This window comes from Dactylosporangium sp. NPDC050688, from assembly GCF_040654515.1.
Taxonomy (GTDB): Bacteria; Actinomycetota; Actinomycetes; order Mycobacteriales; family Micromonosporaceae; genus Dactylosporangium.
In genome coordinates this window covers 13,982-38,768 of the sequence record NZ_JBFAIC010000007.1, presented here as the reverse complement: position 1 = coordinate 38,768, position 24,787 = coordinate 13,982, and the positions used below count along the sequence as shown (strand labels likewise).

The 24,787-nt window shown below is 72.9% G+C and carries 18 protein-coding genes; 9 read left to right on the top strand and 9 right to left on the bottom strand.

From position 1 onward, the window contains the following. Nucleotides 1-64 precede the first annotated feature (64 nt). Nucleotides 65-1,084, top strand: a complete 1,020-nt coding sequence (locus AB0H83_RS09180) for a hypothetical protein (protein ID WP_360089431.1) — start codon at nt 65-67, stop codon at nt 1,082-1,084. A 65-nt stretch (nt 1,085-1,149) separates the two neighbouring features. On the opposite strand, the gene AB0H83_RS09175 is transcribed toward AB0H83_RS09180, so the two are convergent. Both AB0H83_RS09175 and AB0H83_RS09170 read right to left on the bottom strand, forming a co-directional pair. Beyond that, entirely contained in the window at nt 1,150-1,947 is a 798-nt protein-coding gene (locus AB0H83_RS09175) for a polyprenol monophosphomannose synthase (protein WP_360089428.1), read from the bottom strand. A gap of 164 nt (nt 1,948-2,111) precedes the next feature. Then, a complete protein-coding gene (locus AB0H83_RS09170; RefSeq protein WP_360089425.1) occupies nt 2,112-3,185 on the bottom strand; it encodes an ionic transporter y4hA in 1,074 nt (357 codons plus the stop codon). Nucleotides 3,186-3,293: 108 nt separating this feature from the next. On the opposite strand from AB0H83_RS09170, the gene AB0H83_RS09165 reads away from it, so the two are divergent. Next, nucleotides 3,294-4,769, top strand: coding sequence for an NCS2 family permease (locus tag AB0H83_RS09165; protein ID WP_360089422.1), 1,476 nt, complete (start codon nt 3,294-3,296; stop codon nt 4,767-4,769). 206 nt (nt 4,770-4,975) lie between these two features. Beyond that, nucleotides 4,976-6,385, top strand: a complete 1,410-nt coding sequence (locus AB0H83_RS09160) for a methyl-accepting chemotaxis protein (RefSeq protein ID WP_360089420.1) — start codon at nt 4,976-4,978, stop codon at nt 6,383-6,385. On the opposite strand, the gene AB0H83_RS09155 is transcribed toward AB0H83_RS09160, so the two are convergent. The 4 genes from AB0H83_RS09155 to AB0H83_RS09140 all read right to left on the bottom strand — a co-directional run bounded on the left by AB0H83_RS09155 (nt 6,363) and on the right by AB0H83_RS09140 (nt 8,776). Next, nucleotides 6,363-7,223 (bottom strand): CheR family methyltransferase, encoded by an 861-nt coding sequence (locus tag AB0H83_RS09155; protein ID WP_360089417.1) that lies wholly within the window; start codon nt 7,221-7,223, stop codon nt 6,363-6,365. The two genes, AB0H83_RS09160 and AB0H83_RS09155, sit on opposite strands and share 23 nt — an antisense overlap. Next, nucleotides 7,220-7,777, bottom strand: coding sequence for a chemotaxis protein CheW (locus tag AB0H83_RS09150; protein ID WP_360089414.1), 558 nt, complete (start codon nt 7,775-7,777; stop codon nt 7,220-7,222). Before AB0H83_RS09150 ends, AB0H83_RS09155 begins: the two co-directional genes overlap by 4 nt. A 95-nt stretch (nt 7,778-7,872) precedes the next feature. Beyond that, entirely contained in the window at nt 7,873-8,295 is a 423-nt protein-coding gene (locus AB0H83_RS09145) for a hypothetical protein (protein ID WP_360089411.1), read from the bottom strand. Nucleotides 8,296-8,395: 100 nt separating this feature from the next. Further along, complete coding sequence (locus AB0H83_RS09140; protein WP_360089408.1) at nt 8,396-8,776, bottom strand: hypothetical protein; 381 nt, start codon at nt 8,774-8,776, stop codon at nt 8,396-8,398. 138 nt (nt 8,777-8,914) lie between these two features. Between AB0H83_RS09140 and AB0H83_RS09135 the strand changes: the two genes are divergently transcribed. Continuing rightward, on the top strand, nt 8,915-12,469 hold the full coding sequence (locus tag AB0H83_RS09135) for a hypothetical protein (RefSeq protein WP_360089405.1): 3,555 nt from the start codon (nt 8,915-8,917) through the stop codon (nt 12,467-12,469). A 24-nt stretch (nt 12,470-12,493) separates the two neighbouring features. Here AB0H83_RS09135 and AB0H83_RS09130 read toward each other — a convergent pair whose 3' ends face one another. Next, nucleotides 12,494-14,905, bottom strand: a complete 2,412-nt coding sequence (locus AB0H83_RS09130; RefSeq protein WP_360089402.1) for a glycoside hydrolase family 3 N-terminal domain-containing protein — start codon at nt 14,903-14,905, stop codon at nt 12,494-12,496. A 133-nt stretch (nt 14,906-15,038) separates the two neighbouring features. Further along, nucleotides 15,039-15,635, bottom strand: coding sequence for a TetR/AcrR family transcriptional regulator (locus AB0H83_RS09125; RefSeq protein ID WP_360089399.1), 597 nt, complete (start codon nt 15,633-15,635; stop codon nt 15,039-15,041). A gap of 70 nt (nt 15,636-15,705) precedes the next feature. On the opposite strand from AB0H83_RS09125, the gene AB0H83_RS09120 reads away from it, so the two are divergent. Next, a complete protein-coding gene (locus tag AB0H83_RS09120) occupies nt 15,706-16,536 on the top strand; it encodes a class I SAM-dependent methyltransferase (protein ID WP_360089396.1) in 831 nt (276 codons plus the stop codon). An 88-nt stretch (nt 16,537-16,624) separates the two neighbouring features. Here AB0H83_RS09120 and AB0H83_RS09115 read toward each other — a convergent pair whose 3' ends face one another. Continuing rightward, complete coding sequence (locus AB0H83_RS09115) at nt 16,625-17,962, bottom strand: sensor domain-containing diguanylate cyclase (protein WP_360089393.1); 1,338 nt, start codon at nt 17,960-17,962, stop codon at nt 16,625-16,627. A gap of 121 nt (nt 17,963-18,083) precedes the next feature. Between AB0H83_RS09115 and AB0H83_RS09110 the strand changes: the two genes are divergently transcribed. From AB0H83_RS09110 to AB0H83_RS09095, 4 genes are all read left to right on the top strand, one after another. Beyond that, nucleotides 18,084-18,560, top strand: coding sequence for a hypothetical protein (locus tag AB0H83_RS09110; RefSeq protein WP_360089390.1), 477 nt, complete (start codon nt 18,084-18,086; stop codon nt 18,558-18,560). A gap of 61 nt (nt 18,561-18,621) precedes the next feature. Beyond that, nucleotides 18,622-20,724, top strand: a complete 2,103-nt coding sequence (locus AB0H83_RS09105; protein ID WP_360089387.1) for a hypothetical protein — start codon at nt 18,622-18,624, stop codon at nt 20,722-20,724. A 68-nt stretch (nt 20,725-20,792) separates the two neighbouring features. Beyond that, nucleotides 20,793-21,806 carry a metallophosphoesterase family protein gene (locus AB0H83_RS09100; RefSeq protein ID WP_360089384.1) on the top strand — a complete coding sequence of 338 codons (1,014 nt, stop codon included), beginning with the start codon at nt 20,793-20,795 and terminating at the stop codon, nt 21,804-21,806. A 233-nt stretch (nt 21,807-22,039) separates the two neighbouring features. Next, nucleotides 22,040-24,772, top strand: a complete 2,733-nt coding sequence (locus AB0H83_RS09095) for an EAL domain-containing protein (RefSeq protein ID WP_360089381.1) — start codon at nt 22,040-22,042, stop codon at nt 24,770-24,772. Nucleotides 24,773-24,787: the final 15 nt, after the last annotated feature.

Here is a 24,787-nt window from a genome sequence, read left to right as displayed (position 1 = left end):
TGCTGGTATTTCAGCGGTTTTCAGGCGACTGGCGCCTCGCCGGTCCTTGGATATGCTGGCCGCGATGCGGACTGCTCCCACCCGGCGTTCACCCGGGCTGCTGATGCTGGTGCTGGCCTCCCTGCTGCTGGGGGTGGTCGGGATCGCCGACCCCGTGGCCGCGGAGCCCGGCGAGGACGGCGGTCAGAATCTCACCGTCCGTCAGGCACTCGACAAGGCCAACGCCGAGTACAACGACGCCAAGGGCCGGCTCGACAAGTCCGTCGCCGACCAGGCCGCGATCACCGGGCAGCTCGCGGCGACGAATACCCGCCTCGGCGAGCTCGAGGCGTCCGCAGGCGCCGTGGCCAACGCCGCCTACCGCGGGCGGCGGGTCAGCCTCACCAACGTGCTGCTCGCCAGCGACGACCCTGACGCCGCCATCCACAGCATGACCACGGTGCAGTACATGCTGTCCCGCGACGACAAGCAGCTACGGGAGCTCGCGGCCACCCGCCGCCAGCAGGAGCAGCAGCAGGCCGACATCGCCGCGGCCATCGCCAACCAGCAGGCCCAGCTGAAGATCATGGAGACGAACAAGAAGGCCGCCGAGGACGCGCTGCGGAAGGCGGGCGGCGGCGCGGCCACCACCGGCGCGCCGAGCGGCGGCCGGGTCACCACCAACCCGGTCGGCCGCAACAGCGACGGCTCCTACGCCAAGCAGGGCTGCAGCGAGGACGACCCGACCACCTCCGGGTGCATCAGCCCGCGGATGCTCAACGCGTACAACGAGGCACGCAAGGCCGGCTACACCCACTACACGTCCTGCTACCGCAGCGGCGGTGGCGGTGACCACCCGGCCGGCAAGGCCTGCGACTTCTCCGCCAACGCCAAGACGTTCGTCAACGCCCGGGCGACCGGCGCCGATCAGCAGTACGGTGACGCCCTGGCCGCCTGGTGCGTGGCCAACGCGAAGAACCTCGGCGTCAAGTACGTCATCTGGTACAAGCGAATCTGGCAGCCCAGCAGCGGATGGAAGTCCTACGGCGGCGACGGCACCCCGGCCGGCGACCACTACAACCACGTGCACCTGTCGATGCAGTAGCGGCCGGCCGGGCGTCGACGAAGCACGTCCGCCGAAGCCGGCGGGCCCGCTCAGTCAAAGGTCGCTCAGTCGGGGGCCTTGCCGAGCTGGGGCTGGTTGCGGGCGATCTTGCGGTGGCGCAGGCGGAGCTTGAAGGGCATCGTCGCGCTCTCGATCTTGGTGGCCGTGGTCATCTTCGACACGCCGTCGGTGCGCTCCTCGAAGCGGATCGGCACCTCGATGATGGTCTGGCCGAGTTTGGTGGCGAGGAAGTGCATCTCGACCTGGAAGCTGTAACCGTTCGACTGGACACGGTCCAGGCCGATGGCCCGCAGCGCGTCCGCGCGCCAGATCTTGAAACCGGCGGTCAGGTCGCGGATGCGCACCTGCAGCAGGGTGTGCACGTACAGGTTGGCCCAGCCGCTCAGGGCGCGCCGGTACAGCGGCCACGCCTCGTCGAGCTGACCGCCGGGCACGTAGCGTGAACCGATGACCACGCCGGCGTGGGTGGACAGCAGGGCGCCGAGCATGCCGGGCAGGGCCTCCGGCGGGTGGGACAGGTCGGCGTCCATCTGCGCCACGAACTTGGCGCCGTCCTCGAGGGCCTTGCCGATGCCGTCGACATACGCCCGGCCGAGGCCTTCCTTGCCGGGGCGGTGCACCACGCGGATGCGGCCGGGGTGCTCGGCGGCGAGCTTCTCGGCCACCTCGCCGGTGCCGTCCGGGGAGTTGTCGTCGGCGACGAGGATGCTCAGCCCCGGCAGCGGCAACGCGAGCAGCCGCTCCACCAGCCGCGGCAGGTTGCCCGCCTCGTTGTAGGTCGGGACGACCACGGTCAGGGGCTCGTCACACCACGGTGACGGCAGCCGCACTGGCTCGATCATTACGGAAGACCATCCTCAGGTCGCCGGCAAGGGTCAGACAGCAAGGGTAGTCGGGCCGGACTCCCCGCCCGAGCACCGGGGCTCCTCTCCCGCGTCGCAGGGGTGGAGCCCCGGTCTATGGCTGGTGGCTGGGCGGGGGCGCGTGGTAGCGAGAAAAGCACTGATCACGGGCTCGCGGCCAGGAACAGGAACGCGGCGCAAATGGACAGGTGCACGGCGGCCTGCAGCAAGGTGGCGCGGCCCGGCATGACCGTCAGGATGCCGACCCCGGCGGTCAGCGCGAGCAGGACGATCTGCGTCGCGCCGAGGCCGAGATGCAGCGGCCCCTCCAGCCAGATCGACGCGACCGCGATCGCCGGGATCGTCAGCCCGATGCTCGCGATCGCCGAGCCGAAGGCGAGGTTGAGGCTGATCTGGACCTGGTCCCGCCGCGCGTTGCGCACGGCGGCGAGGGTCTCCGGCAGCAGGATCAGCACGGCGATGACGACCCCCACGAACGAGTGCGGCAGCCCCACGCGGGCGACGCCGGTCTCGATCGTGCCGGACTCGACCTTCGCCAGCCCGACGACCGAGATCAGCGCGGCGAGCAGCAGCAGGAGGCTGGTGAACGCCTGACGCCCGGACGGGAACTCCGCGTGCTCCTCGGCCGGCCCGTCGACCGGCATGAAGGACTCGCGGTGCCGGACGTTCTGGACGATCACGAACAGCGTGTACAGCGTCAGCGACGCGACCGCGGCGAACGCCAGCTGCGGCCCGGTGAACTGGGGCGTGGGCGCGCTGATCGTGAAGGTCGGCAGGACCATGCTCAGGGTGGCGAGGGTGATCACGGCGGCGAGGGCGGCGCCGGTGCCCTCGGCGTTGAACACGGCGACATGGGTGCGCAGCACCGCCACCAGCAGCGACAGCCCGGCGATGCCGTTGCAGGTGATCATGACGGCGGCGAAGACGGTGTCGCGGGCGAGGGTGGCCGTGCCGGAGCCGCCGGACAGCATGAGGGTGAGGATCAGCCCGACCTCGATGACGGTGACCGACACCGCGAGGATGAGCGAGCCGAATGGTTCGCCGACGCGGTGGGCGACGATCTCCGCGTGGTGCACGGCAGCGAGCACCGAGCCGGCCAGCAGCGCCACCACGACGACCTCGACCGGTAGGGGCAAGCGGCGGCCCCACACGGCGATGAGGACCCCGAGCGCGAGCGGCGGCAGGACGACGGCCGAGCGGTTCAGCGTAGTGCGCACGCCGCCAACTGACCGTCGTTGCACGCACGAAACATCCGTGCCATTGATTCCCGCACCGCAGATGGGATCAACACGCGTCGGGGGGTAACCGTCTGCCAGGGAGGCACCATGGACGATCCGCCCGCCGTCACGAAGACCACCGCGGCCGGGCCGGCACCACGCAATGGCTTCGACCGGTTCTTCGACATCACCGCGCGGGGCTCGACGCTGAGCCGGGAGGTCCGCGGCGGGCTCGCCACGTTCTTCACGATGGCCTACATCGTCGTGCTCAACCCGCTCATCCTCGGCAGCGGCGTGGACAGCACGGGCGGCAAGCTCGCGATCACCGCGGTCGCCTCGGCGACGGCGCTCGTCGCGGGCATCATGACGATCCTCATGGGCGTCGTGGCCCGGTTCCCGCTGGCCCTCGCAGCCGGGCTCGGCGTCAACGCGCTCGTGGCGTTCGAGATCGCGCCGCAGATGACCTGGGCCGACGCCATGGGTCTGGTGGTGATCGAGGGTGTGCTGATCGCCGTGCTGGTGCTGACCGGGCTGCGCACGGCCGTGTTCCGTGCCGTGCCGACGCAGCTCAAGACGGCCATCGGGGTCGGTATCGGGCTGTTCCTGACACTCATCGGCTTCGTCGACGCCGGTTTCGTGCGGCGGGTACCGGACGCGGCCAACACCACGGTGCCCGTCGGGCTCGGCATCGGCGGCAAGCTGATCAGCTGGCCCGCACTGGCGTTCGGCGTCGGGTTGCTGCTCACGATCGTGCTGGTGGTGCGCAAGGTGCGCGGCGCGATCCTCATCGGCATCCTGGTCTCCACCGTACTGGCGATCATCATCGAGGCGATCACGAATGCGGGCCCGGCGTTCGTGGACGGCAAGCCGAACGCGAAGGGTTGGAGCCTCAACGTCCCGGTCCTGCCGGACAAGGTCATCGACACGCCCGACCTGTCGCTGCTCGGGCACTTCAACGTGCTGCACTCGTGGCAGACCGCCGGCGTGCTGGTCGTGCTGATGTTCGTGTTCACCCTGCTCATCACCGACTTCTTCGACACGATGGGCACCATGGTCGCGGTCGCCCAGGAGGGTGACCTGCTCGACTCGGAGGGCATGCCGCCGCGGACCCGCGAGATCCTGCTCGTCGACTCCGTCGCCGCGGCCGTCGGCGGTGCCGCCAGCACGTCGAGCAACACCAGCTACATCGAGAGCGCGGCCGGTGTCGCCGAGGGCGCCCGCACCGGCGTGGCGAGCCTGGTCACCGGCGGGCTGTTCCTCGTCGCGATGTTCTTCGCGCCGCTGGTCACGGTGGTGCCGTTCGAGGCGGCCTCGGTCGCCCTGGTGGTCGTCGGCTTCCTGATGATGACCGCGGTACGCACGATCAACTGGTCCGACTACGAGATCGCCCTGCCGGCGTTCCTCGCCATCGTGCTCATGCCGTTCACGTACTCGATCTCCAACGGCATCGGCGCCGGGGTCGTGTCCTATGTGGTGATCAAGCTGGCCGCCGGCAAGCCCCGCGAGGTCCACCCGCTGCTGTACGGCGTCGCGGTGCTGTTCATCGTGTACTTCCTGCGCGGCCCCCTGGAGCTGCTGTTCTGAGCCGGTCGGCGGCGAAGTTGGCGACCGGCCCGGCCGACGTGCCGGGCCGGTCCGCCGGCGTCGACGTCGGCGGATTCACCATGGTTTCACCGGATTTCAGGTGACTTCGGGCCGATCGGATGACGCGAGACCCTGGAAAGACTCAAACGGGAACGGTGCCGCGCCGATGATCCGGTAGCAGACCCAACTCCTGAGGAGGCCAGGGAATGGCAGACGCAACCGGCGGACGACGCCGCTCCGGATTCCGGGACCTGTCCGTCGCCTGGAAGCTGGGCAGCCTGGCCGGCATGGTGTCCGTGCTGCTGCTCGCGATCGGGGTGTTCGGGCTGGTCCAGCTCGGCAACGCCCAGGAACGCCTGGACCTGCTGTACAACAGGAACCTGCGAACAGTCCAGATGATCAATGACGTCGGCGGGGACTACAAGGACCTCAGGTTCTCCATCCGTGAACTCGCGCTGGCCCAGAACGCCGCGGAGACGGACGCCGCCGAGCAGAAGCTGAACGCGACTGTGGACATGCTGGACGAGAGCTGGCAGACCTTCAGCACGCGGGACGTGCAGGGCGACGAGGCCGACCGGGAGGCGTTCACCGCCGCGTGGAAGTCCTATCAGACGCTCCTCGCGGAGCAGCTGATCCCGCTCGCGAGGGACAACAAGTATGCCGAGTTCAACGCGGTGGCCAAGGGACAGGGGGCGGCGATCGCCACGGCCATCGAGACCGCGCTGACCAGCATGGTCGAGGCGGAGAACGCGGCCGCCAAGTCGACGCTCGCCGAGTCGAAGTCCGCCTACGAGTCCGCCCGGGTCCTGTCGATCGGCCTGATCGTGGTGGCGCTGGTGCTGGCGTTCGTCGTGGTGCAGATGATCAGCCGGTCGATCTCCAAACCGCTGAACGAGACGGTCGCCGTGCTGTCCCTGATGGCCGAGGGGCGGTTGGACAGGCGGGTCACCGTGGCGAGCCGGGACGAGGTCGGCCGGATGGGCGCCGCGCTCAACAGCGCGCTGGACCGGCTGGCTGAGACGGTGAGCACCGTCGTGGACTCCGCCACGCAGCTGAGCAACGCCTCCAGCCAGATCAGCGGCGCCTCGCAGAGCCTGTCGCAGGCCGCCACCGAGCAGGCCGCCAGTGTCGAGGAGACCACCGCCAGCATCGAGCAGATGACCGCCGGCATCGCCCAGAACAGTGAGAACGCCCGCACCACCGAGGGCATCGCGACGAGCGCCGCGACCGAGGCCCACGAGGGTGGCGGGGCGGTCCAGAAGACCCTCGACGCGATGAAGCAGATCACCAGCAAGATAGGCATCATCGACGACATCGCCTTCCAGACGAACATGCTCGCCCTGAACGCGACCATCGAGGCAGCCAGGGCCGGCGAGCACGGCAAGGGCTTCGCGGTGGTGGCGACCGAGGTCGGCAAGCTGGCCGAGCGCAGCCAGATCGCGGCGCAGGAGATCAGCGAGCTCGCGGCCGGCAGCGTGACGACCGCCGAGCACGCCGGTGCGCTCCTCGACAAGATCATTCCGAGCATCACCAGGACCTCGGACCTGGTCCAGGAGATCGCCGCGGCAAGCGGTGAGGAACACCTCGGACGGGCTAGCCAACGCCGGCTCCGGTGAGACGGTAGATCGACGGCTGCACGGCCCGCAGCCGCGACGGGATCCCGTTGAGCGTCTCGGACAGGCTGACGATGAGGTAGCCGCCGGGATGCAGCATCTCCTGCAGCCGCCCGATCACCTCGACCTTCGTGGCGGTCTCGAAGTAGATCATCACATTGCGGAGCAGGATCACGTCGAACCGGCCGAGCCGGCTCAGGTCCTCCAGCAGGTTCGCGCCCAGGAACGTCGTCCTCGCCCGCAGCGCCTGGTCGACGGCCATCAGACCCTCGTACTCGGCCCGGCCCTTGCGGCAGTACCGGCGCAGCAACGGCGTCGGGATCTTCTCCGCCGCGGAGATCGGGTAGAGCCCGGCCTCGGCCCCCGCCACGACCCGCGAGGAGATGTCGGTGCCGACGACCTCCCACGGCGTGTTCGGCAGCGTCTCGGCGAGCACCATCGCGGCGCTGTACGCCTCCTCGCCGCTGGAACTGGCCGCGCTCCACAGCCGGAACGGCCGGTTCCCCACCCGGTTCGCCGCCCGGTCCGCCAGGTGCTCCGGCGCGATGACCTGCCCGAGGAACTCGAAGTGCCGCGGCTCCCGGAAGAAGAACGTCTCGTTCGTGGTCAGCAGGTCGATCGCCTGGCGGGTCTCGGCCGCGTGCTGCGGCGAGCGCAGTACCTGGAGGTAGTCCGTGTAGGTGCGCAGCCCGAGATTGCGCAACCGCTTGTCCAGCCGCCCCACCACCAGCGTCTCCTTGCCCGGCGCGAGCCGGATGCCGGTGCGCTGGTGCAGGAACTCGCTGATGGCCCGGAACTCGGTCGCCGTGATCTCCGTGGGCCTGAGCAGTGACGGCGTCATGGCGCTTCCGGGATCGCCGTCGCCAGGTCGGTCAGGTCGCTCAGCGACAGGACATGGTCGATGTCGAGCACGATGATGAAGTCGTTGTCCCGCTTCGCCATGCCGCTGATGAAGTCGGCCCGGATGCCGGCGCCGAACGACGGGGCGGGCTCGATGTCCTCGGCCGTGAACGTCTCGACCTTGCTGACCGCGTCGACCAGGATGCCGATGTCCTGACCGCTCCCGCGCCCGTCCGCCGCGCCGGAGTCACCGGCTCCAGGCATCCCGCGGATGTGCACGATGATGATGCTGGTGCGCCTGGCGATGCTGGTGGCACCCTTGGCGAACCGGATCGCGAGGTCGATGACCGGCACCGCCCGGCCGCGCAGGTTGATGACGCCGCGGACGAAGTCCGGCGTCATCGGCACGACGGTGAGGTTGCGGTACTCGAGGATCTCGGTGATGTGGAAGATGTCCAGCGCGTAGGACTCGCCGTTCAACGTGAACGTGAGATAGCGCGTCGCATCGTCGGCGGTGGCGTCGCCGCGGCCCCGGGCTGCTGCTTCAACGCTCACTGGATCTCCCCTTCCGGGCGCCGCGTGCTCGCAGATGTGCCTGTCACCAGACCCATCGGCGGCGCGGCGGCGCCCTGAAGAAGAACGTCGGACAACTACCTGCGCACGACGACCCTGGTTGCCATGGCCGTCGCGCCGGTCTGGGTGCCGGTGACGGTGACCTGCATGCCGGCGCGGACCGCGCCGATTCTGGCGGTCGCGCCGTTCACCACGATGGCGGTGCCCGAGGTCAGCGTGAATCTCACCGTTTTCGGCCGGCTGTCGCGGAACCGGTAGGCGCGGTTCACCACCAGCGACGCGTCCGCGGCGCGCACCGACGCCACCGTGCCGACCACGGACACGCCGGCGCCCGGCGCCGCGGTCCCCGCCAGGGACACGCCGCCCCCCGGCGCTTCGGTCCCCGCCAGGGGCAGGGGCACGGGCACGGCGGCCGCTCCCGCGGCTGCCGGTGTCAGCAGCAGCCCGCCGGCCACCATGACGGCGATCAGGCCCGCGGCCCGGTGATGACGTCGCGACAAGGCTTCCCCCACAAGTGCGTTGGAACCCTGAACGGTCCTGCCTCAGGGTTGCGCCCCGCGTGCGGGCCGGGTGCGGATGGGGAGCAGCCGCCGCGGGCGTTCACTCCCGCAGGTCCAGCGGCGACTCGCTGATCGTGCCGCCGTCCGCGGTCTGGTTGCCCGCCGCGCCGCTGGCCCGTACCGGGGACCGGTCGATCTCGCCGGCGTCGGTGGCGCGCTGGTCGACCTGCGCTCCCCGGCTCGCCCGTACACCCGAACGGATGACCTTCCCACCCCGGGTCGCTGTGACGGACACCCTGGTCCCGGCCGGCGTCGCGGTGCGCCGGTCGATCCAGAGCAGCAGTCCGCTGGCGACGCTCACCCCGCCGAGGAACGCGGCGAGCGGCCAGCTCCATCCCGAGGTGATCAGGTTGACCAGGATCGCCGACGCGAGGCCGAGCACGGTCGAGCTCGCCGCATACGCTGCTGGTCCGAATCGCATGGTCGGGGCCACCCCTCTGAGATGAACGGCGGTGAACGGCGAACCTAAGCTGGCCGATGGGCCGATGCATGGCTGCCGATATCGTGTCACGTTGCTTGAGGCGGAGCACAGGGCTGCGGTGTTCATGGATGGTGGGGCGTGGCGTTCATCGATCGGGAGGTCGCGGTCGAGCGGTTCGAGGGGCTGTGCCGACCGGGCTCTGACGGACAGGTCCTGCTGGTCTGGGGGATGGCCGGGCAGGGCAAGTCGACCTTGCTGCGCCACCTCGCCGGCTCCGATGCCAGGAAGCGCATCCTGGACCTCGACGACGTCGTGGACCGGGCGCTGTTCCACGATCAGCCGGCCTACGCCGTGCGCACGCTGGTGGAGCCGCTGTTCGAGCAGCTCGCCGGGGTGCTGCTGGGGTGGTGCCGGCCCTGGATGCGGCCGTGGCACCGGCGCCGGTACCGCCGGGCGGCGCGGGCGGCGTTGCGGCACCTCGTCGAGGTGCACAACACGGTCGAGCTGACCGCGCGGACCCGGGCCGTCATCCGCGACAACGACGTCCGCATCGACACCGCCCGGCCGGGTGTCGTCGACGACCAGCTGCACTACCGGTCGGCGCTGCGCGACGCGCTGCTCGACCTGGCCGGCCGGCTGCCGCGTGGCCGGCGCGTGCTCATGGTCGACACGAGCGAGCTGCTGTCGGCGCTGGACATCTCCAACGCCGCGCGGGTGGACGGTGGGCCGGACGCGCTGTCGGTCGGTCACTGGTTCACCTATCAGGTGCTCGGCGGGCTGCTCGAACAGGCACCGGACCTCCGGATGGTGCTCGCCGGCCGCAACCGGCTGGCGCTGCCGTCGACGCTCGCCGTCGAGGCGGTGGAGCTCACCGAGTGGCAGGCCCGGCACACGGCCGAGTTCCTCGACTCCGTGGGCCTCACGGAGCCGTGGCTGGCCGAGGCGATCCACGACGCGTGCGGCGGCCTGCCGATCTGGACGCAGATGCTCGCCGCGACGTGCCTGGAGGCCCGCGCGGCGGGGGAGCCGGTCGACCGGGGCTGGATCGCGCGGCAGGCCGCGGACCGGCCGGCACGGGAGTGGTTGACGGCACAGTTCCTGCATCGGTTGCCGGACGAGTTGCGCGACGCGGTGATCGCGGTGGCGGTGCTGCGCACGGCGAGCAAGCAGCTGGTCGCCGCCATGGTCCCGCCCGCGACCCGGCCACCGCCGCAGCGCTGGTTCGAGCAGCTCGCCGCAATCTCGTTCGTGAGCGTCGCACGCTCCGGCGAGCTGCGCGCCCACGCGCTCGTCCGGCTCGCCGTCCTGCGCTACCTGTCCGTCCATGAGCCGGGCGAGCGGGAGCGGCTGCACCGTGCCGCGGCCGCCTGGTACGCCGCCACGCCCGGCGGCTTCGTCGAGCACGCCTACCACGCCTTCGCGTACGGCGACGGGGCCCCGGCGGAGCGGTTCCTGGAGATGATCGACACGGCGTACCGGGCCGGCAGCTACGACCAGGTCGTGTCCCTGACGTCGGTCCTTGTCACGGAGGAGCAGAGCCAGGCGGCGGCGGTCCACCTGCCCGAGGTGGTGGCGGACGCCGCCATGTACGCGGCGCGGGTGGCCCGGCTGCAGGGCCGCGACGACGAACGGGAGGCGCACCTCCAGCGCGCCCGGGACCTCTATGCCGCGGCCGGGCAGGTGCAGCGGGAGGCGTGTGCCCGCCGGGAGCTCGCCGAACTCGATCTGGAGCGCGACCAGTGCGTCCGCGCGCTCGAAGGTTTCGATGCGTCGGCCGGGGTGCTGGCGGAGTCGCCGTGGCGGGGCGACCACGTCGCGGCGCTGCGCGGCGCCGCCGAGGCACGCAGAAGGCTCGGCGCGCTGGCCGCCGCGAAGGCGCAGTTCGAGACCACGCTCGCCGCGGCGGAGCGGCACGGCGCGGTGTCGACCATGGCGGAGTGCAGGCTCGGCGCCGGCCTGGTGATGATCAGCACCGGCGACTACGCGGCGGCCGCCGAGTCGCTGGAGGCGAGCCTGGCCCTGGCCGCCGGCCTCGGCACGACCGACGCCGCACGGTGCACCGCCACGGCGCTGCGCGGGCTGGCCACCATCGCGCAGTTCCGCAACGAGTGGGATCGCCTCGGCGAGCTGCTCGACCGGGCCGGTGAGGTGTCCGCCGCCGCGGGGGACCGGCGTGGCATGGCGGCGACGCTGGTGCTCCGCGGCCGCCTGTACACCGCCCTCAGTAGGTACGCCGAAGCGGACGAATCCTTCACCGCGGCGCTGTCGGCCGCCGAGGAGGCCGGCGACCGGCGCTGCGAGGCGCGGGCGCTGTTCGGCCTCGCCGACCTCGAGGAGGATGTGCGCAGCCGGCCGTTACGCGCCGAGGCGCTGCATGAACGCGCACGGATCCGCTTCGAGGAACTGGGCGACCGGCAGGGGCTGCTCGAATGCAGATACGTGTCGGCCAAGCGGCTGGCGGTGGCCGGTGACCGGGACCGCGCGAGCATCCTGCTCGACGAGTGCCGCGCGGAATGCGAGGAGCTCGGCCTGCGCCGTCACCTGGCGCAGGTGCTCGGGGTGCTCGGTGACTGCGCGGCCGGGCCGCAGGCCCAGTTCGAGCTGTACAGCCTGGCGCGGGACGAATGGGCCGCGCTGGGGGACCGCCTGAGCATGGCGGACAACCTGTCGGACTTCGCGCTGCTCGCGCTGGACGACGGGCAACCGGAGGCGGCGAGCCGGCTGCTGGAGGAGATCAAGGCCACGGTCGCCGGGGTGGCCGCGCCGGCCGACAACGCGGCGGTCCTGGCGCTGCATAGCACCATCTGCTTCCGGGCGGATGCGCGGGACGAGGCGGCCGCCCTGCTGGCGAACGCCCGCCAGATCTACGAGAGCATCGGCCATGAGGCCGGCATCGTCAGCACCTACGAGATGATCGGGCGCATCGCCTTCCACGTCGGCGATGTGGAGGAGGCGTTCCAGATCCTCGCCGAGGCGCAGGCCCGCGTGGAGGCGAACGGTGACCTCCCGACGCTCGCCAGGTTGCTGGAGAACTTCGCGGACGTCCAGATGAGCCGGGACGAGCCCGCCGTGGTGGAGCGGCTGGCCAACCGCGCGATGGAGCTCTACGAGCAGATGGGCAACGAGGCCGGGAAGGCCGGCTGCCTCCTCACGCTGGCGGGTGCCGCCGGCCTGGGCGGCGACCTGCCACGGGCGTTGGAGCTGGCCCGCGCGGCGGTCGACCTGGCGCTCGCCAACGGGGAGACCGTGCTGGCCGCGAAGGCGCAGCTGACGGTCGCGACGATGCTGGTGGAGAGCTACCACCTGCACGAGGCCGCGGCGATCCTGCGGCAGGTGCTCCCGGTGCTGGAGCGCTACGGCGCCCGGCGCGAGGTCGTCCAGGGTCTGGCCAAGCTCGCCACCATCGTCAGCGTCCAGGGTGACCCGAAAGAGGCGGCGGAGCTGTTCGAGAAGGCCCGCGTGATCGCCGAGGCCAGGCGGGACGAGCTGGCGATGGCGGAGATCCACCTGAGCAGGGGCTCGGCGCTCGCCCGCCACCCGGTCGGCCGGTTCGAGGCCGCGGCACATGTACGGGCGGCGCTGGAGATCTTCCGGCGGCTCCGGATGTACCGGTACGAGCAGGAGTGTCTGAAGCTGCTCAAGCTGCTGCCCCGGATGAAGCCGAAACGGGCCGGCCAGCGACCCCGCCGGTGAGGCAGGCGGGGTCGCCGGCGCCGGTCACAGCACAGTGCACGGCCCGCCGTTGAGCGTGAAGGCGGTCGGGCGCGGGTTGCTGCCGGTGTACGTGCCGTTGAAGCCGATCGAGACAATGCCGTTCGGCGGGATCGCCGCGTTCCACGACTCGTTGCGGGCGGTGACCGAGGCGCCGGTCTGGGACCAGACGGCGGACCAGCCCTGGGTGACGCGCTGGGTGCCGGGGAACGTGAACGCGAGGGTCCAGCCGTTCACCGCGGCCGCCGGATGCGTGTTGCGGATCGTGATGCTGCCGCCGAAGCCGCCGCCGCCCCAGTCGTTGACGCCGTACGTGACCTGGCAGGTGACCGTGTCGTTGCCGCCGGGGGTCGTCACGCTCACCGGCGCCGACGCCGGGCCCGCGGCGCCGGTGGCGTCGACCGCGGTCACCGTGTAGGTCGTCGTCGTGCCGGGGGTGAGGCCGGTCAGCGCGTACGTGGTGCCGGTGACCGTCGCCAGGACGGTGCCGGCCCGGGCGACGCGGTAGCTCAGCGGCGCGGTGCCGCCGGTGGCCGCGGTCCAGGACAGCGTCGCCGACGTGGCGGTCACGGCCGAGGCGGTCAGGCCGGTCGGCGCGCCCGGGGTGCCGGGGTTCGTGGTGTACGTGAGGCCGTACCCGAACGGGAAGAGCCCTTCACCGTCGTTGATCGGCTCCTGATCGGCGCTGCGGGGCCAGGTGACGGGCAGCTTGCCGGTCGGTGCGTGGTCGCCGAACAGCACGTCGGCGACGCCGGCGCCCTCGGTGCCGGGCAGCCACGCGGCCACCAGCGCCGAGAGGTCCGGCAGCTGCGCGGTGATGTCGAGCGGGCGGCCGGAGACGAGCACGGCCACGACGGGGACGCCGGAGGCGCGCAGCGTCGCGAGCGTCTGCAGGTCGGTGGCGTCCAGCCCGAGGGAGCCGGGCCGGTCGCCCTGGCCCTCGGCGTACGGGTTCTCGCCGATGACCGCGATCGCCGCGGCGTACGAGGCGTCGATGCCGGCGCCGCCGGCGTTGTACGTGACGGCCCGGCCGGGCGCGGCGGCCCGGATGCCCTGCAGGATCGTGGTGCCGGGGGTGATCGGGCCGGTGCCGCCCTGCCAGCTGATCGTCCAGCCGCCGGACTGCCGGCCGATGTCGTCGGCGTGGCGGCCGGCCACGAACAGCTTGCCGCCGGTCTTGGCCAGGGGCAGCACACCGGTGTTCTTCAGCAGCACCTGCGACTCGCGAACCGCCTGCCGGGCCAGCGTGCGGTGCGCGGCGCTGCCGACGGTGGCGGCCAGGCTACGGTCGGCCAGGGGGTGCTCGAACAGGCCGTACTCGAACTTCTTCGTCAGGATGCGCCGGTTGGCGTCGTCGATGCGGCTCATCGGTACGCGGCCCGCCTGCACCTCGGCCTTGAGCGTGGCGATGAACGACTTCCACTCCGTCGGCACCATCACCATGTCGATGCCGGCGTTGACGGCCCGGCGCACCTCCGACGCGGTGAACCCGGCGCCGCCCTCGATCTGGTCGATGCCGTTCCAGTCGGACACTACGAAGCCCTTGAAGCCGAGCTCACCCTTGAGCACGGTGGTGATGAGGTACTCGCTGCCGTGCAGCTTCTGGCCGTTCCACGACGAGTACGACACCATCACCGAGCCGACGTCGCGCCGGATCGCCTCCTGGAACGGTGGCAGGTGCACCGCGCGCAGCTCCGCCTCGGAGATCTGCGTGTCGCCCTGGTCGACGCCGCCGGTGGTGCCGCCGTCGCCGACGTAGTGCTTGGCCGTGGCGATGATCCGGGAGGTGCCGGTGCCGCCCTGGTACCCGTCGATGATGCTCGCCATCGACACGGGCAGCTCGGGGCGCTCGCCGAACGACTCGTACGTGCGGCCCCAGCGGTCGTTGCGGGCCACGCACAGGCAGGGCGAGAACGTCCAGTCGACGCCGCTGCCCGCGACCTCCTCCGCGGTGGCCCGGCCGATCTGCTGCACCAGCGCCGGGTCGCGGGTGGCGCCGAGCCCGATGTTGTGCGGGAAGATCGTCGCGCCGTAGAGGTTGTTGTGCCCGTGTACGGCGTCCGAGCCGTACACCATCGGGATGTGCAACGGCGTGGCGAGCGCACCGCGCTGGAACCCGTCGACCATGTCGGCCCACCCGGTCGCCGTGTTGGGCGAGGGTGCCGACCCGCCACCGCTGAGGATGCTGCCGATGCGGTACTGGGTGACCTCCGCCGCACTGATCGACGCGCGCTCCGCCTGCGTCATCTGCCCGATCTTGTCGTCGAGACTCATCCTGCCGAGCAGGTCCTCGACCCGCGTCGACACGGGCAGGGCGGGGTCTTCGTACGGCGCCGCCGCCCGTGCCGGTTCGGCGAACACGAGCGTGGCGGCGATGAGGGTGCCGGTGGCGGCGAGCACGGGCTTCCAGCGTCGCATCGGGGGTCCTTCCGCAGGGTCCGCCCGACGGTAGGCGGCCCCGCCCGGCCCCGCACCGCGCCGCCGCCGGCCCGCCGGGTCGCCGCTGCTCAGCCCGGCGACCGGCGGTGAAACGTTCACCGGCGCAGGGCCGTCATCCCGCCGGTGGGGCGGCGGTGGCGAGGACGGCGGTGACGATGCGCCGCACGGTGTCCGGTGCCGGCGGGGTGTCGCCGTGGCCGGCGTGGCGCAGGTGGGTCGTGCCGATGAGCATCGCGGCGAGGGTGTCGACATCGGCGCCGGGCGCGACGCGGCCCAGGTCCCGTTCGGCGGCCAGGTACGCGGCGATCAGCTCGGCGGCCTCGGTGAGCACGGGCACGCCGGCCGGCAGGTCGCGGCGCAGGCGGGCGCGCAGCTCGTCACGGGCGGCGATGAGGCCGACCAGCGCCAGGGCGGTCGAGGCGAACAGGGCGGTCAGCGCCTCCATCAGGTTGTCCGCGACGGTGCCGGTGCCGGCCGCGTCGCGCAGGGCGGCAGTGCCCTCGTCGAGCCGGGCGATGCGGTCCAGGACGAACTCGGCGAGGAAGGCGTCGAAGTCGGTGAAGTGCTTGTGCAGCACGCCCTTGGCGCAGCCGGCCTCGGCGGTGACGGCCCGGCTGGTCAGCGCGTTGGGCCCGGCGCGGAGCAGGACCCGCTCCGCGGCGCCGAACAGCTGCTCGCGGACGTCGCGGATGGCGACTCCTGTCGGCACTGCGTCCCGTCCCTTCCCTGGGCGACCCTCGTCCGTTGACGAGTGGGCGCATGCCCACTAGCGTGGGCACATGCCCACTATAGAGCCGCACCAGTTCCGGCAGGTGGCGGAGTCCTTCGGCGTGGACGCCGAGCGGTACGACCGGACCAGGCCCAGCTACCCGGCGGCGACGGTCGAGCGGATCGTCGCCGCCAGCCCCGGCCGCGACGTGCTCGACGTCGGCGCGGGCACCGGCATCGCCGCCCGGCAGTTCGTGGCGGCCGGGTGCACGGTCCTCGGCGTCGAGCCCGACGCCCGCATGGCCGGGTTCGCCCGCCGCGGCGGTCTCGAGGTCGAGGTGTCGACGTTCGAGGACTGGGACCCGGGCGACCGGCGCTTCGACACCGTCGTGGCCGGCCAGGCATGGCACTGGGTCGACCCCGACGCGGGCGCCGCCGCCGCGGCCCGCGTGCTGCGCCCCGGCGGCCGGCTCGCGGTGTTCTGGAACGCGTTCCAGCCCCAGCCCGAGGCGGCCGAGGCGTTCGCCGCCGTCTACCGCCGGGTCCTGCCCGAGTCGCTCGCCGCCGCGGGCTTCACCGCCGCCGCGCCCGCCGGCGGGCCGTACTCGGTGTTGTGCGACAAGGCCGCCGACGGCATCCGGGCGTCGGCGGCGTTCGACGAGCCCGAGCGGTGGCGGTTCGAGTGGGACGTCACCTACACCCGCGACGCGTGGCTGGACCAGGTGCCCACCTTCGGCGGCCACACCCAGCTGCCGCCGCCGGCCCTGGCCGAGGTCCTCGACGGCATCGGTGCCGCGATCGACGACCTCGGCGGCGGCTTCGCCGCCCACTACACCACGGTCGTGGTCACCGCGGCTCGACCGGCGGCGGCCGGGCGGGAGTTAGAATCGTCGATGTCTTGACCGGCAACCGCTGGGCGGACACCGGGGCACGCATCCCGCGCTGACCGCGGGGCCCGGTCCGGCCGCCGCCGGTCGCTCAGCCGGTCGTTCAGCCGGTGGTGCCGGCGGACCAGCGGCGGTCGAGCTCCGGGTCGGCGAACGCGACGTGACCGGGCCGGTGCTTCGCCCGGTACATCGCCTCGTCCGCGGTCTTGACCAGGTACTCCGGGTCGACGACCAACTCGGCGGGGGTGCCGGTGTCACCGGCCAGCGCCACGCCGATGCTGGTGGACACCGTCACCGTCGCCGTGGACAGCTCCATCGGCTCCTCGACCGCGTCCAGGATCCGCTGCAGCACCGGCGTGAGCCGCTCGACCCCGCCGAACTGCTCCAGCACGACCACGAACTCGTCGCCGCCGAGCCGGGCCACGAAGTCGGTGCTGCGCACGGTGCCGCCGAGCCGGCCGGCGATGCGGATCAGCAGCTCGTCGCCGACGGCGTGGCCGTGCCGGTCGTTGACCGGCTTGAACCCGTCGAGGTCCAGGAACAGCACCGCCATCGGGCCGCCGCCGCGGCGGACCCGCTCGCCGGCGTCGCGGATGCGCCCGACCAGGCGGCGCCGGTTCGGCAGGCCGGTCAGCACGTCGTGCGCCGCCTCGTGCTCCTGCCGGCGCTGCTCGGTGACGTCGCGGTTGACGAACACGTACCCGGCGGGCGTGCCGTCGTCGGCGGCGTGCAGCGCCGAGACCGACGACAGCACCGTCAGCGGCGCCGCGTCGGAGCGCCGCTCCCGCAGCTCGCCCTCCCAGCGACCGGTCGCGGTGACGTCGTGCAGCATCTGCGCGGCGCTGGTCTCCACGCCGCCGGCGACGCAGGCGGTGGCGAGCAGGGCCAGCAGGTCGCAGCCGACCGCGTCGCCGGAGGAGTACCCGTACAGGCGCTCGGCACCGGCGTTCCAGCTCACGATCACGCCGTCGGCGTCGCAGGACACGATCGCGTCGGAGATCGCGTCGAGCAGGTCGCCCTGCCGGCGGGCGTCCTCCAGCAGCTCCAGGGTCGCGGCGAACGCGTGGCTGCGCTCGATCACCCCGCCCGCGACGACCGTGGCCGCCTCTGCGAACGCGGCGTCGGCGAGCGGGACCGGCCCGCCGCCGGGCCCCCGGACGCCGATGGCGCCGACAACGGCACCACGGACCAGGACCGGCACGACGAAAAAGCCGTCCGGCGGCCGGCCGGTGCCCTCACGGCCGCCGTGGAGCGCGGCGACGACCGCGTCGCGCAGCCCACCGGCCAGCGCCGGGTCGGCGCCGCCGGGGACGGTCCGCACCACCGGGACGGCGCCCGCGGGCCCGGCGAGGGCCCCCGCGACGCAGCACCCGGCGAGCTCCGCGCCGATCGCGGACACCAGGCGCTCCAGCAGGTGGCCGTCGTCGGGCGGCGCGTCCAACAGGCGAACGCAGACGTCTGCCACCGCACGCAGACGGGACACGTGAACCCATCGGCAGCCGGCGCGGCGACTGAAGGATTGCGCCCCCGCGGATCGCGCCGCGCTGGGATAGTGTCGCGTGGTGGCCGAGGTACTGGGCGCCCGGCGGGACCTGTTCGACGTTCCCGACGACGTCGCCTACTTCAACGCCGCCAGCCTCTCGCCGATGCTGCACGCCGTGCGCGAGGCCGGCGAAACCGCGCTGCGCCGGCGGGCCAGGCCGTGGACGATCCGGGAGCCGGACTGGTTCACCGACGTGGAGCGGCTGCGCTCGCTGCTCGGCGCCCTGCTCGGCACCGACGCCGAGGGGGTCGCGCTGGTCCCGGCGACCAGCTACGGGTTCGCCGTCGCCGCGAGCATCCTGGCCGCCGAGGGCCCTCGGGGCGTCGCTGCGGCCGGGGTCGGTGTTCCCCGTCGAGTGGGTCGACATCGACGACCCGTCGCCGGTGTACCCGTACACGCCCGGGCAGCCGGCGCCGACCACGAACAACGACGCGATCAGTCACGTCGCCCGGCAGGGTTGGGCGCGCGGCGCGGGCACACGCTGTTCGTCAACTGACCGGCTCCTCCGGCCGAAACGGCTTTGACCGTCGCATCCGGGGTGCGGGACCCTGCACGGTGTGCAGCGAGTCCTGATCGCCCGAGACCTCATCGCCCTGCCGGCCGCCGGCACGCCCGCCGCGTCGGCGGCGTCGCTGGCCACCGTGGCGGCGAACATCGCCTACTACGGCTTCGCGCTGTCCGCCAGGGCGTACGCGACGCTCGGCGCGGCCGGCGAGGAGGCGCTGCGCGAATGGTGGGCCGGGGCTGAGCCGGTGCTCGCCGCGCTGACCGGCGACGACAAGCGCATGGCGGACTTCGTCGTCTACCGGAACTTCCCGGCCGAGGTCCTCGCCATGGACGAGGTCGGGTACTGGACCCGGCAGATCCTCATGTACTGGGGCCTGCCCAACGACCTGGTCACCGAGGAGGAGGCCGGCCGGGCGCCGCTGGCCGACCTGCCGGCGCCGCGGGTCCTGCACCCCGCCGACGACACCGCGCCGGCGCGCATCCTCGCCGGGCTCCTCGCGTTGCCGGCGCGCTGGACCGACGCCCAGTGGGACGACGTCACCGCGCTCATGCACGCCCCGGCCGACCTCGCCGAGGTGTCCTTTGTGGACAACCGGATCCGGCTCGCGGTGCGGCTGCTGGAGACCGGCGGCGCGGCGCGGGTCGGCACCGCGACCGACGTGCTGCGCCTGGCGGTGGCGCTGTCCGGCGGCGACCCCGGCCTGCGCGGCCCGCAGCGGCTGCGGCGCTTCACCCGCGCCGAGCGGCGGTACCTGCTGGGCCTGCTGGAGGGCGCCACGCACCTGCTCGACGACGTCGCCCGGCGGCGGGAGCCGTTCAAGCGGCTGCTCTTCGCCCTGCACCCCGGCGACTACCGCGCGACGTTCCCGCGGGTCGTGGAGGCATACCACCTGCTGTACACCGGCGCCACCGCCGGCGGGTTCGCCGCCGACGTCGAGCGGCTGCTCGCCGAGCGGGACCCGGCCGCGGCGCGGCTGCTGGCCGGCCGGCCCGGTGAGTACGCCCGCCGCCTGCACCACCTCGTCCGCACGTTCGGCGAGGCACCGGACGCCGGCCCGGTCGTGGCCCGGCTCAGCACCCTGCGGCTGCTGAAGCTGCAGCGGCACCTGCGGACCGCCGACGCCCGGCAGTGGCGGGTGTTCCCGCCCCGCGGCAACTGGTGGAAGGCGCAGTTCGTCGAGGCCGGCGAGCGGCTGCGGCTGCCGGAAGAGCCGCGCGACGCGGTCCTCGCGCTCATCGGCGCCGAGCTGACCCGGCGCCTCGCCGGCGTCCCGGTCGCCCTGGACCCGGCGACGGCGAAGGTGAAGCTGCCGACCAACGACGCCGAGCTGGCCCCCTACGGCCGCGGCACCGTCTTCGACATCCCGGACCGGGTCCGGTTCGTGCGCACCGCCTCGTACTGGGCGACGGGCGCGACCGGCACCAACATCTGGTACGACAACAGCTGGAACTTCTTCGACGCGGCCTGGCAGCCGCTCGGCGCGTGTTGCTGGGACCACGCGCGGTTCGGCACCGCGGCGGTGTTCTCCGGCGACCCGACGAACTCCAAGGACCTCGACGGCCGCGCCTGCCAGCTCATCGACCTGTACCTCGACGAGCTCGCCCAGGCCGGCGTCCGGTACGCGGTGTGGAGCCTGCTGTGCTACTCCCGCCGCACGTTCGCCGACGCCACCGACGTGCACGCCGCGCTGCAGTGGGGCGAGCAGCCGCAGGAGGGCAAGCTGTTCGAGCCGGGCCGCACCCAGCTGTCGTTCCCGGTCCGCGGGTCCAGCCTGGCGAAGTTCGTCGCCTACCTGGACCTGGACCGCCGCGAGCTGGTCTACCTGGACGCGAACCTGCGCGCCCGGGTGCAGTCCGCGTCCCGCAACGGCGAACAACTGGCGCAGATGCTGCCGGCGTACGTGGAGTACCTGGACAGCCTGCCGAGCGTGCACGACCTGTTCCGGCACGCCCCGGCGGACCCGGCGGGGATGCCGGTCCGCTACGACGACGCCGGCGCACCCGTCGCCGGTGGCCCCGCGTACGTGTTCCGGCCGTCCAATCAGGACAGTAACTACGCCGCGGTGGATCTGGGGCGCGTGTTAGCATCGACGGGCGAGGCCATGGAGGTCCTTCCTTCTCTTGAGAATCGCCACGGCGATTTTGGCCAATAGGGTCACCGCTTTCCTCGCCCTCGATAACCCTTTGCCGGGGTGGCCGGGGCTTTCCTAGGCTCGCCGGCATGGGGCGCACGGTCATCGTCGGCGACATCCACGGCTGCTTCGACGAGCTGATGGAGCTGCTCGACGCCGTCCGGCTGTGCCCCGACGACCTGCTCGTCAGCGTCGGTGACCTCGTCGACCGGGGGCCGAAGCCCGCCGAGGTCGTCGCATACTTCCGGCAGCGGCCCAACTCGGTCGCCCTCATGGGCAACCACGAGCGCAAACACGTCCGCGGCGTCTTCTCCTACGCGCAGGAGATCACCCGGCTGCAGCTGGGCGACGGCTACGCGGCCGCGGTCGAGTGGATGCGGACCCTGCCGTACTGGTTCGAGGACGAGCACGTGCGGGTCGTGCACGCCGCGATGCTGCCCGGCGTGCCCCTCGACCGGCAGCCGGAGGAGATCCTGTGCGGCTCGACCAGCGGCGAACGCCGGCTCGCCGAGCTGCTGCCCGGCGGGTACTGGCACGAGCACTACACGGACGCCAAACCCGTCGTGTTCGGCCACCACGTGACCGGGCGGGAGCCGATGCTCCGCGACGGCAGGATCTTCGGCCTGGACACCGGCGCCTGCCACGGCTGGAACCTGACCGCCCTGTGCGTGCCCGGCTTCACCGTGCACGCGGTGCCGGCCCACGCCGACCACTGGTCGCTCACCCGGCGGGCCTGGCAGCTGCCGGTGCTCGGGTCCCGGCCCTGGCGCGACCTGACCTGGCCGGAGATCACCGCCGCCGTCGCGCGGTTCGCCACGGTGCCGGACGCCGCGACCCGCGACTGGCTCGCCGCGGTCGAGGCGTGGGCGGGTGAGCTGCGCGCGGCGCTGCCGGCGCTGGCCGGCGCGGCGCGGGACCTCGCCGGGTCCCTGACCCACGACGAGCTGCGCGCGCACCCCGCCGGGCCGGTGCTGTTCCAGGCCCGCGGCGGCCGCCTGGACGCGACCGCCCTCGCCCGGCGGTGCGTGACCCCGCGCCGGACGGCGGACCTGGCCGCCGCGCTCGGCCTGCCCCTGCCCGACCTGCCGGACCTGCCCGGCTGATCTGCCCGCCTCGGCCGGGCGGGCACGGCCTGCCCCTGCCGGACCTGCCCGGCTGATCTGCCCGCCTCGGCCGGGCGGGACACGACCGAACAGGCCGCCCGGCCGGTCCCGGCGGACGATCGGCGCGGCGGTGTCCGGGGCGGTACGGTGCCTCGGCAGGCGGATGTCACTCAGGTTCCGCGGGTCGCGGTCGATGAGCCATCCGGACGAGCACGCAGAAGGACGGGCGGCAGATGACCGGAACGGGACGGCCGGCGGCGCGTCTGCGCGACGCCGTGTTCGGGCCCTCCCACGCCGACGTGACGGCGCAGATCGTGATCATCCTGGTCGCGTGGGTCTGGTTCGCGATCAACCTGCGCGGGCCTGTCGGCCCCGCCGTGCTCGGCTGGGTGCCGAACCTGTGCTCCGCGGTGCTGGCCGGTGCCGCGCTGTGGACCGTTGGCACAGACGCGCGGGTCAACCGGGCCGCCGCCCGGTTCTGGAAGTACATGGGCGCCGGCACGCTGCTCGTCGGGGTCGGCTCGGTCGTCCGCGGTGTCCAGTCGATCGGTGACCCCTCCGGGCGCATCGGCGCCGTCGACGGCGCGGTCTACCTGGTGGCGGTGCTGCTGGAGGGGTGGGCGCTGCTGCGGCTGCCGCTCGGCCTGGACAGCCGCCCCCGCCGGGTCACGTTCCTGCTCGACGCGGGCACCGTCGTCGCCGCCGGTGCGCTGTTCCTGTGGCAGTTCTGGCTGCGCCCGTCGCTGGAGCAGGACAGCGGCAACCGGACCGCCTTCCTCACCGGCCTGGTCACCCTCGTCGTGGCGCTGCTGGCGCTGTTCGCCATCGTCAAGGTCGCGCTCACCGGCTCGTCCACCGTCGACCGGGCCGCGCTGCGGTGGTTCGGCCTGGCCATCGTCGTCGGCGCGCTCGCCTCGGCGCCGGAGGCGCTGCTGCCGGCCGGCGCGCCCAGCCCGAGCCAGGCCGCCGTGCCGCTGAGCTGCCTGTTCGCCGTGTTCGCGGCGCGCCGGCAGCGCCGCGACAGCCCCGCCGGGGACACCGCCGTCGTGCCGCGGCGCCGCCGGGCGTTCAGCGTGCTGCCGTACGCCGCGGTCGCCGCCGGCAACGTGCTGCTGCTGTTCGTCATGACCTCCGACGACCCGCAGGAGCGCCTCGGCGTCGCGGTCGGCGTGGTCATCCTCGCCGTGATGGTCGTCGCCCGGCAGATGCTCACCTTCCAGGAGAACGCGCGGCTCGTCGCCCGGCTCGACGCCGGCATGGTCGAGCTCGGCGACCGGGAGCGCCGGTTCCGCTCCCTGGTGCAGAACGCCTCCGACCTGATCACCGTCACCGACGCCGACGGCATCCTCACCTACGTCAGCCCCGGCGCGACCCGCCTGCTGGGCCTGCCGGCGGAGCAGTGGCCGGGGCGGCCCGCCGCCGACATGCTGTACGTCGACGACGTCGGCGAGGTGCTCGCCGCGTACGAACGGGTCATCCGCGAACCGGAGACGCCGGTGGTGTTCCAGGCCCGGCTGGCGCACGTCGACGGCAGCTCGCGGTGGGCCGAGATCACCATGGCCAACCTGCTGCACGACCCGGGCGTGGCCGGCATCGTGTGCAACTCCCGGGACGTCACCGACGCCCGCGACTTCCAGCAGCGCCTCAGCCACCAGGCCAGCCACGACGCGCTCACCGACCTCGCCAACCGCAGCCTGTTCGGCGAGCGGGTCTCCGAGGCGCTCGCCGCCGGCCCGCCGGAGCGGCTGCGGGTGCTGCTCATCGACCTCGACGAGTTCAAGACCGTGAACGACACCCTCGGCCACGCCGTCGGCGACGCCCTGCTGGTGGCCGCCGCGGACCGGCTGCGCGGGGCGGTGCGGCGCGGCGACATCGTGGCCCGGCTCGGCGGCGACGAGTTCGCGATCCTGCTGGAGCACGCCGACGACGCCGCCGCCCACGCCGTCATCGCCCGGATCGCGGCCGCGTTCGACGAGCCGGTCGACATCGGCGGGCACCGGCTGCGGCTGGCCGCGAGCATCGGCGTGGCGCTCGGCGCCGTCGCCGCCACGCCGCAGGAGCTGCTGCGCCGCGCCGACGTCGCCATGTACGCGGCGAAGGTCGACCGCGACGGCCCCCGCATCCGCCACGTCGACTACGCAGCGCCGCTGGACGTGCCGGTCCGCGCCCGCGCCACCCTGGAGCGGGACCTGCGCACCGGCATCGACGAGCAGCAGTTCTGCGTGGTGTACCAGCCGATCGTCGCCCTCGGCGGGGCGGACCTGGGCGCCGGCGGGGTGCCGGCGATGGTCGAGGCCCTGGTGCGCTGGGAGCATCCGGTGCGCGGGACGGTCCCGCCGGCCGACTTCATCCCGGTGGCCGAGTCGACCGGGCTCATCGTGCCACTCGGCCGGTGGATCCTGGAGCGGACCTGCCGGCAGGCGGCGCGGTGGCACGACACGTACGGCGCCGCCGCCCCGCGGCTGAGCGTCAACGTCTCGGCCCGGCAGCTGCAGGAGGCCGACTTCGCCGCCGACGTCGAGCGGGTGCTGGCCGCGACCGGGCTGGCCCCGCACCGGCTGACCGTCGAGATCACCGAGACGGCGACCCTGCACCCGAGCTGCGTGCAGTCGGTGCACGCGCTGCGCGCGCTCGGGGTGCGCATCTCCCTGGACGACTTCGGCACGGGGCACTCCAGTCTCAGCACCCTGCAGTCGTGCCCCGTCGACGAGATCAAGCTCGACCGCGCGTTCACCGGCACGTGTACCGCACCCGACGGCCGTACCGTCGCCGCGGCGGTGATCCAGATGGCCCGGGCGCTGCGGCTCGCCGCGGTCGCCGAGGGCATCGAGACCGAGGCCCAGGCGCGGCGGCTGCGGGAACTCGGCTACCCGCACGGGCAGGGCTACCACTTCGCGAAACCGCAGGCCGCGGAGCGCATCGCCGAGCTGCTGGCGGCCGGGGAGGCGCTCGCCGAGGCCCGGTGAATACGCCGCGGCTAC

Coding starts and splice junctions, on each gene's coding strand:
- AB0H83_RS09180 (WP_360089431.1), top strand. CDS start 65: ATGCGGACTGCTCCCACCCGGCGTTCACCCGGGCTGCTGATGCTGGTG.
- AB0H83_RS09175 (WP_360089428.1), bottom strand. CDS start 1,947: ATGATCGAGCCAGTGCGGCTGCCGTCACCGTGGTGTGACGAGCCCCTG.
- AB0H83_RS09165 (WP_360089422.1), top strand. CDS start 3,294: ATGGACGATCCGCCCGCCGTCACGAAGACCACCGCGGCCGGGCCGGCA.
- AB0H83_RS09160 (WP_360089420.1), top strand. CDS start 4,976: ATGGCAGACGCAACCGGCGGACGACGCCGCTCCGGATTCCGGGACCTG.
- AB0H83_RS09155 (WP_360089417.1), bottom strand. CDS start 7,223: ATGACGCCGTCACTGCTCAGGCCCACGGAGATCACGGCGACCGAGTTC.
- AB0H83_RS09140 (WP_360089408.1), bottom strand. CDS start 8,776: ATGCGATTCGGACCAGCAGCGTATGCGGCGAGCTCGACCGTGCTCGGC.
- AB0H83_RS09130 (WP_360089402.1), bottom strand. CDS start 14,905: ATGCGACGCTGGAAGCCCGTGCTCGCCGCCACCGGCACCCTCATCGCC.
- AB0H83_RS09120 (WP_360089396.1), top strand. CDS start 15,706: ATGCCCACTATAGAGCCGCACCAGTTCCGGCAGGTGGCGGAGTCCTTC.
- AB0H83_RS09100 (WP_360089384.1), top strand. CDS start 20,793: ATGGGGCGCACGGTCATCGTCGGCGACATCCACGGCTGCTTCGACGAG.
- AB0H83_RS09095 (WP_360089381.1), top strand. CDS start 22,040: ATGACCGGAACGGGACGGCCGGCGGCGCGTCTGCGCGACGCCGTGTTC.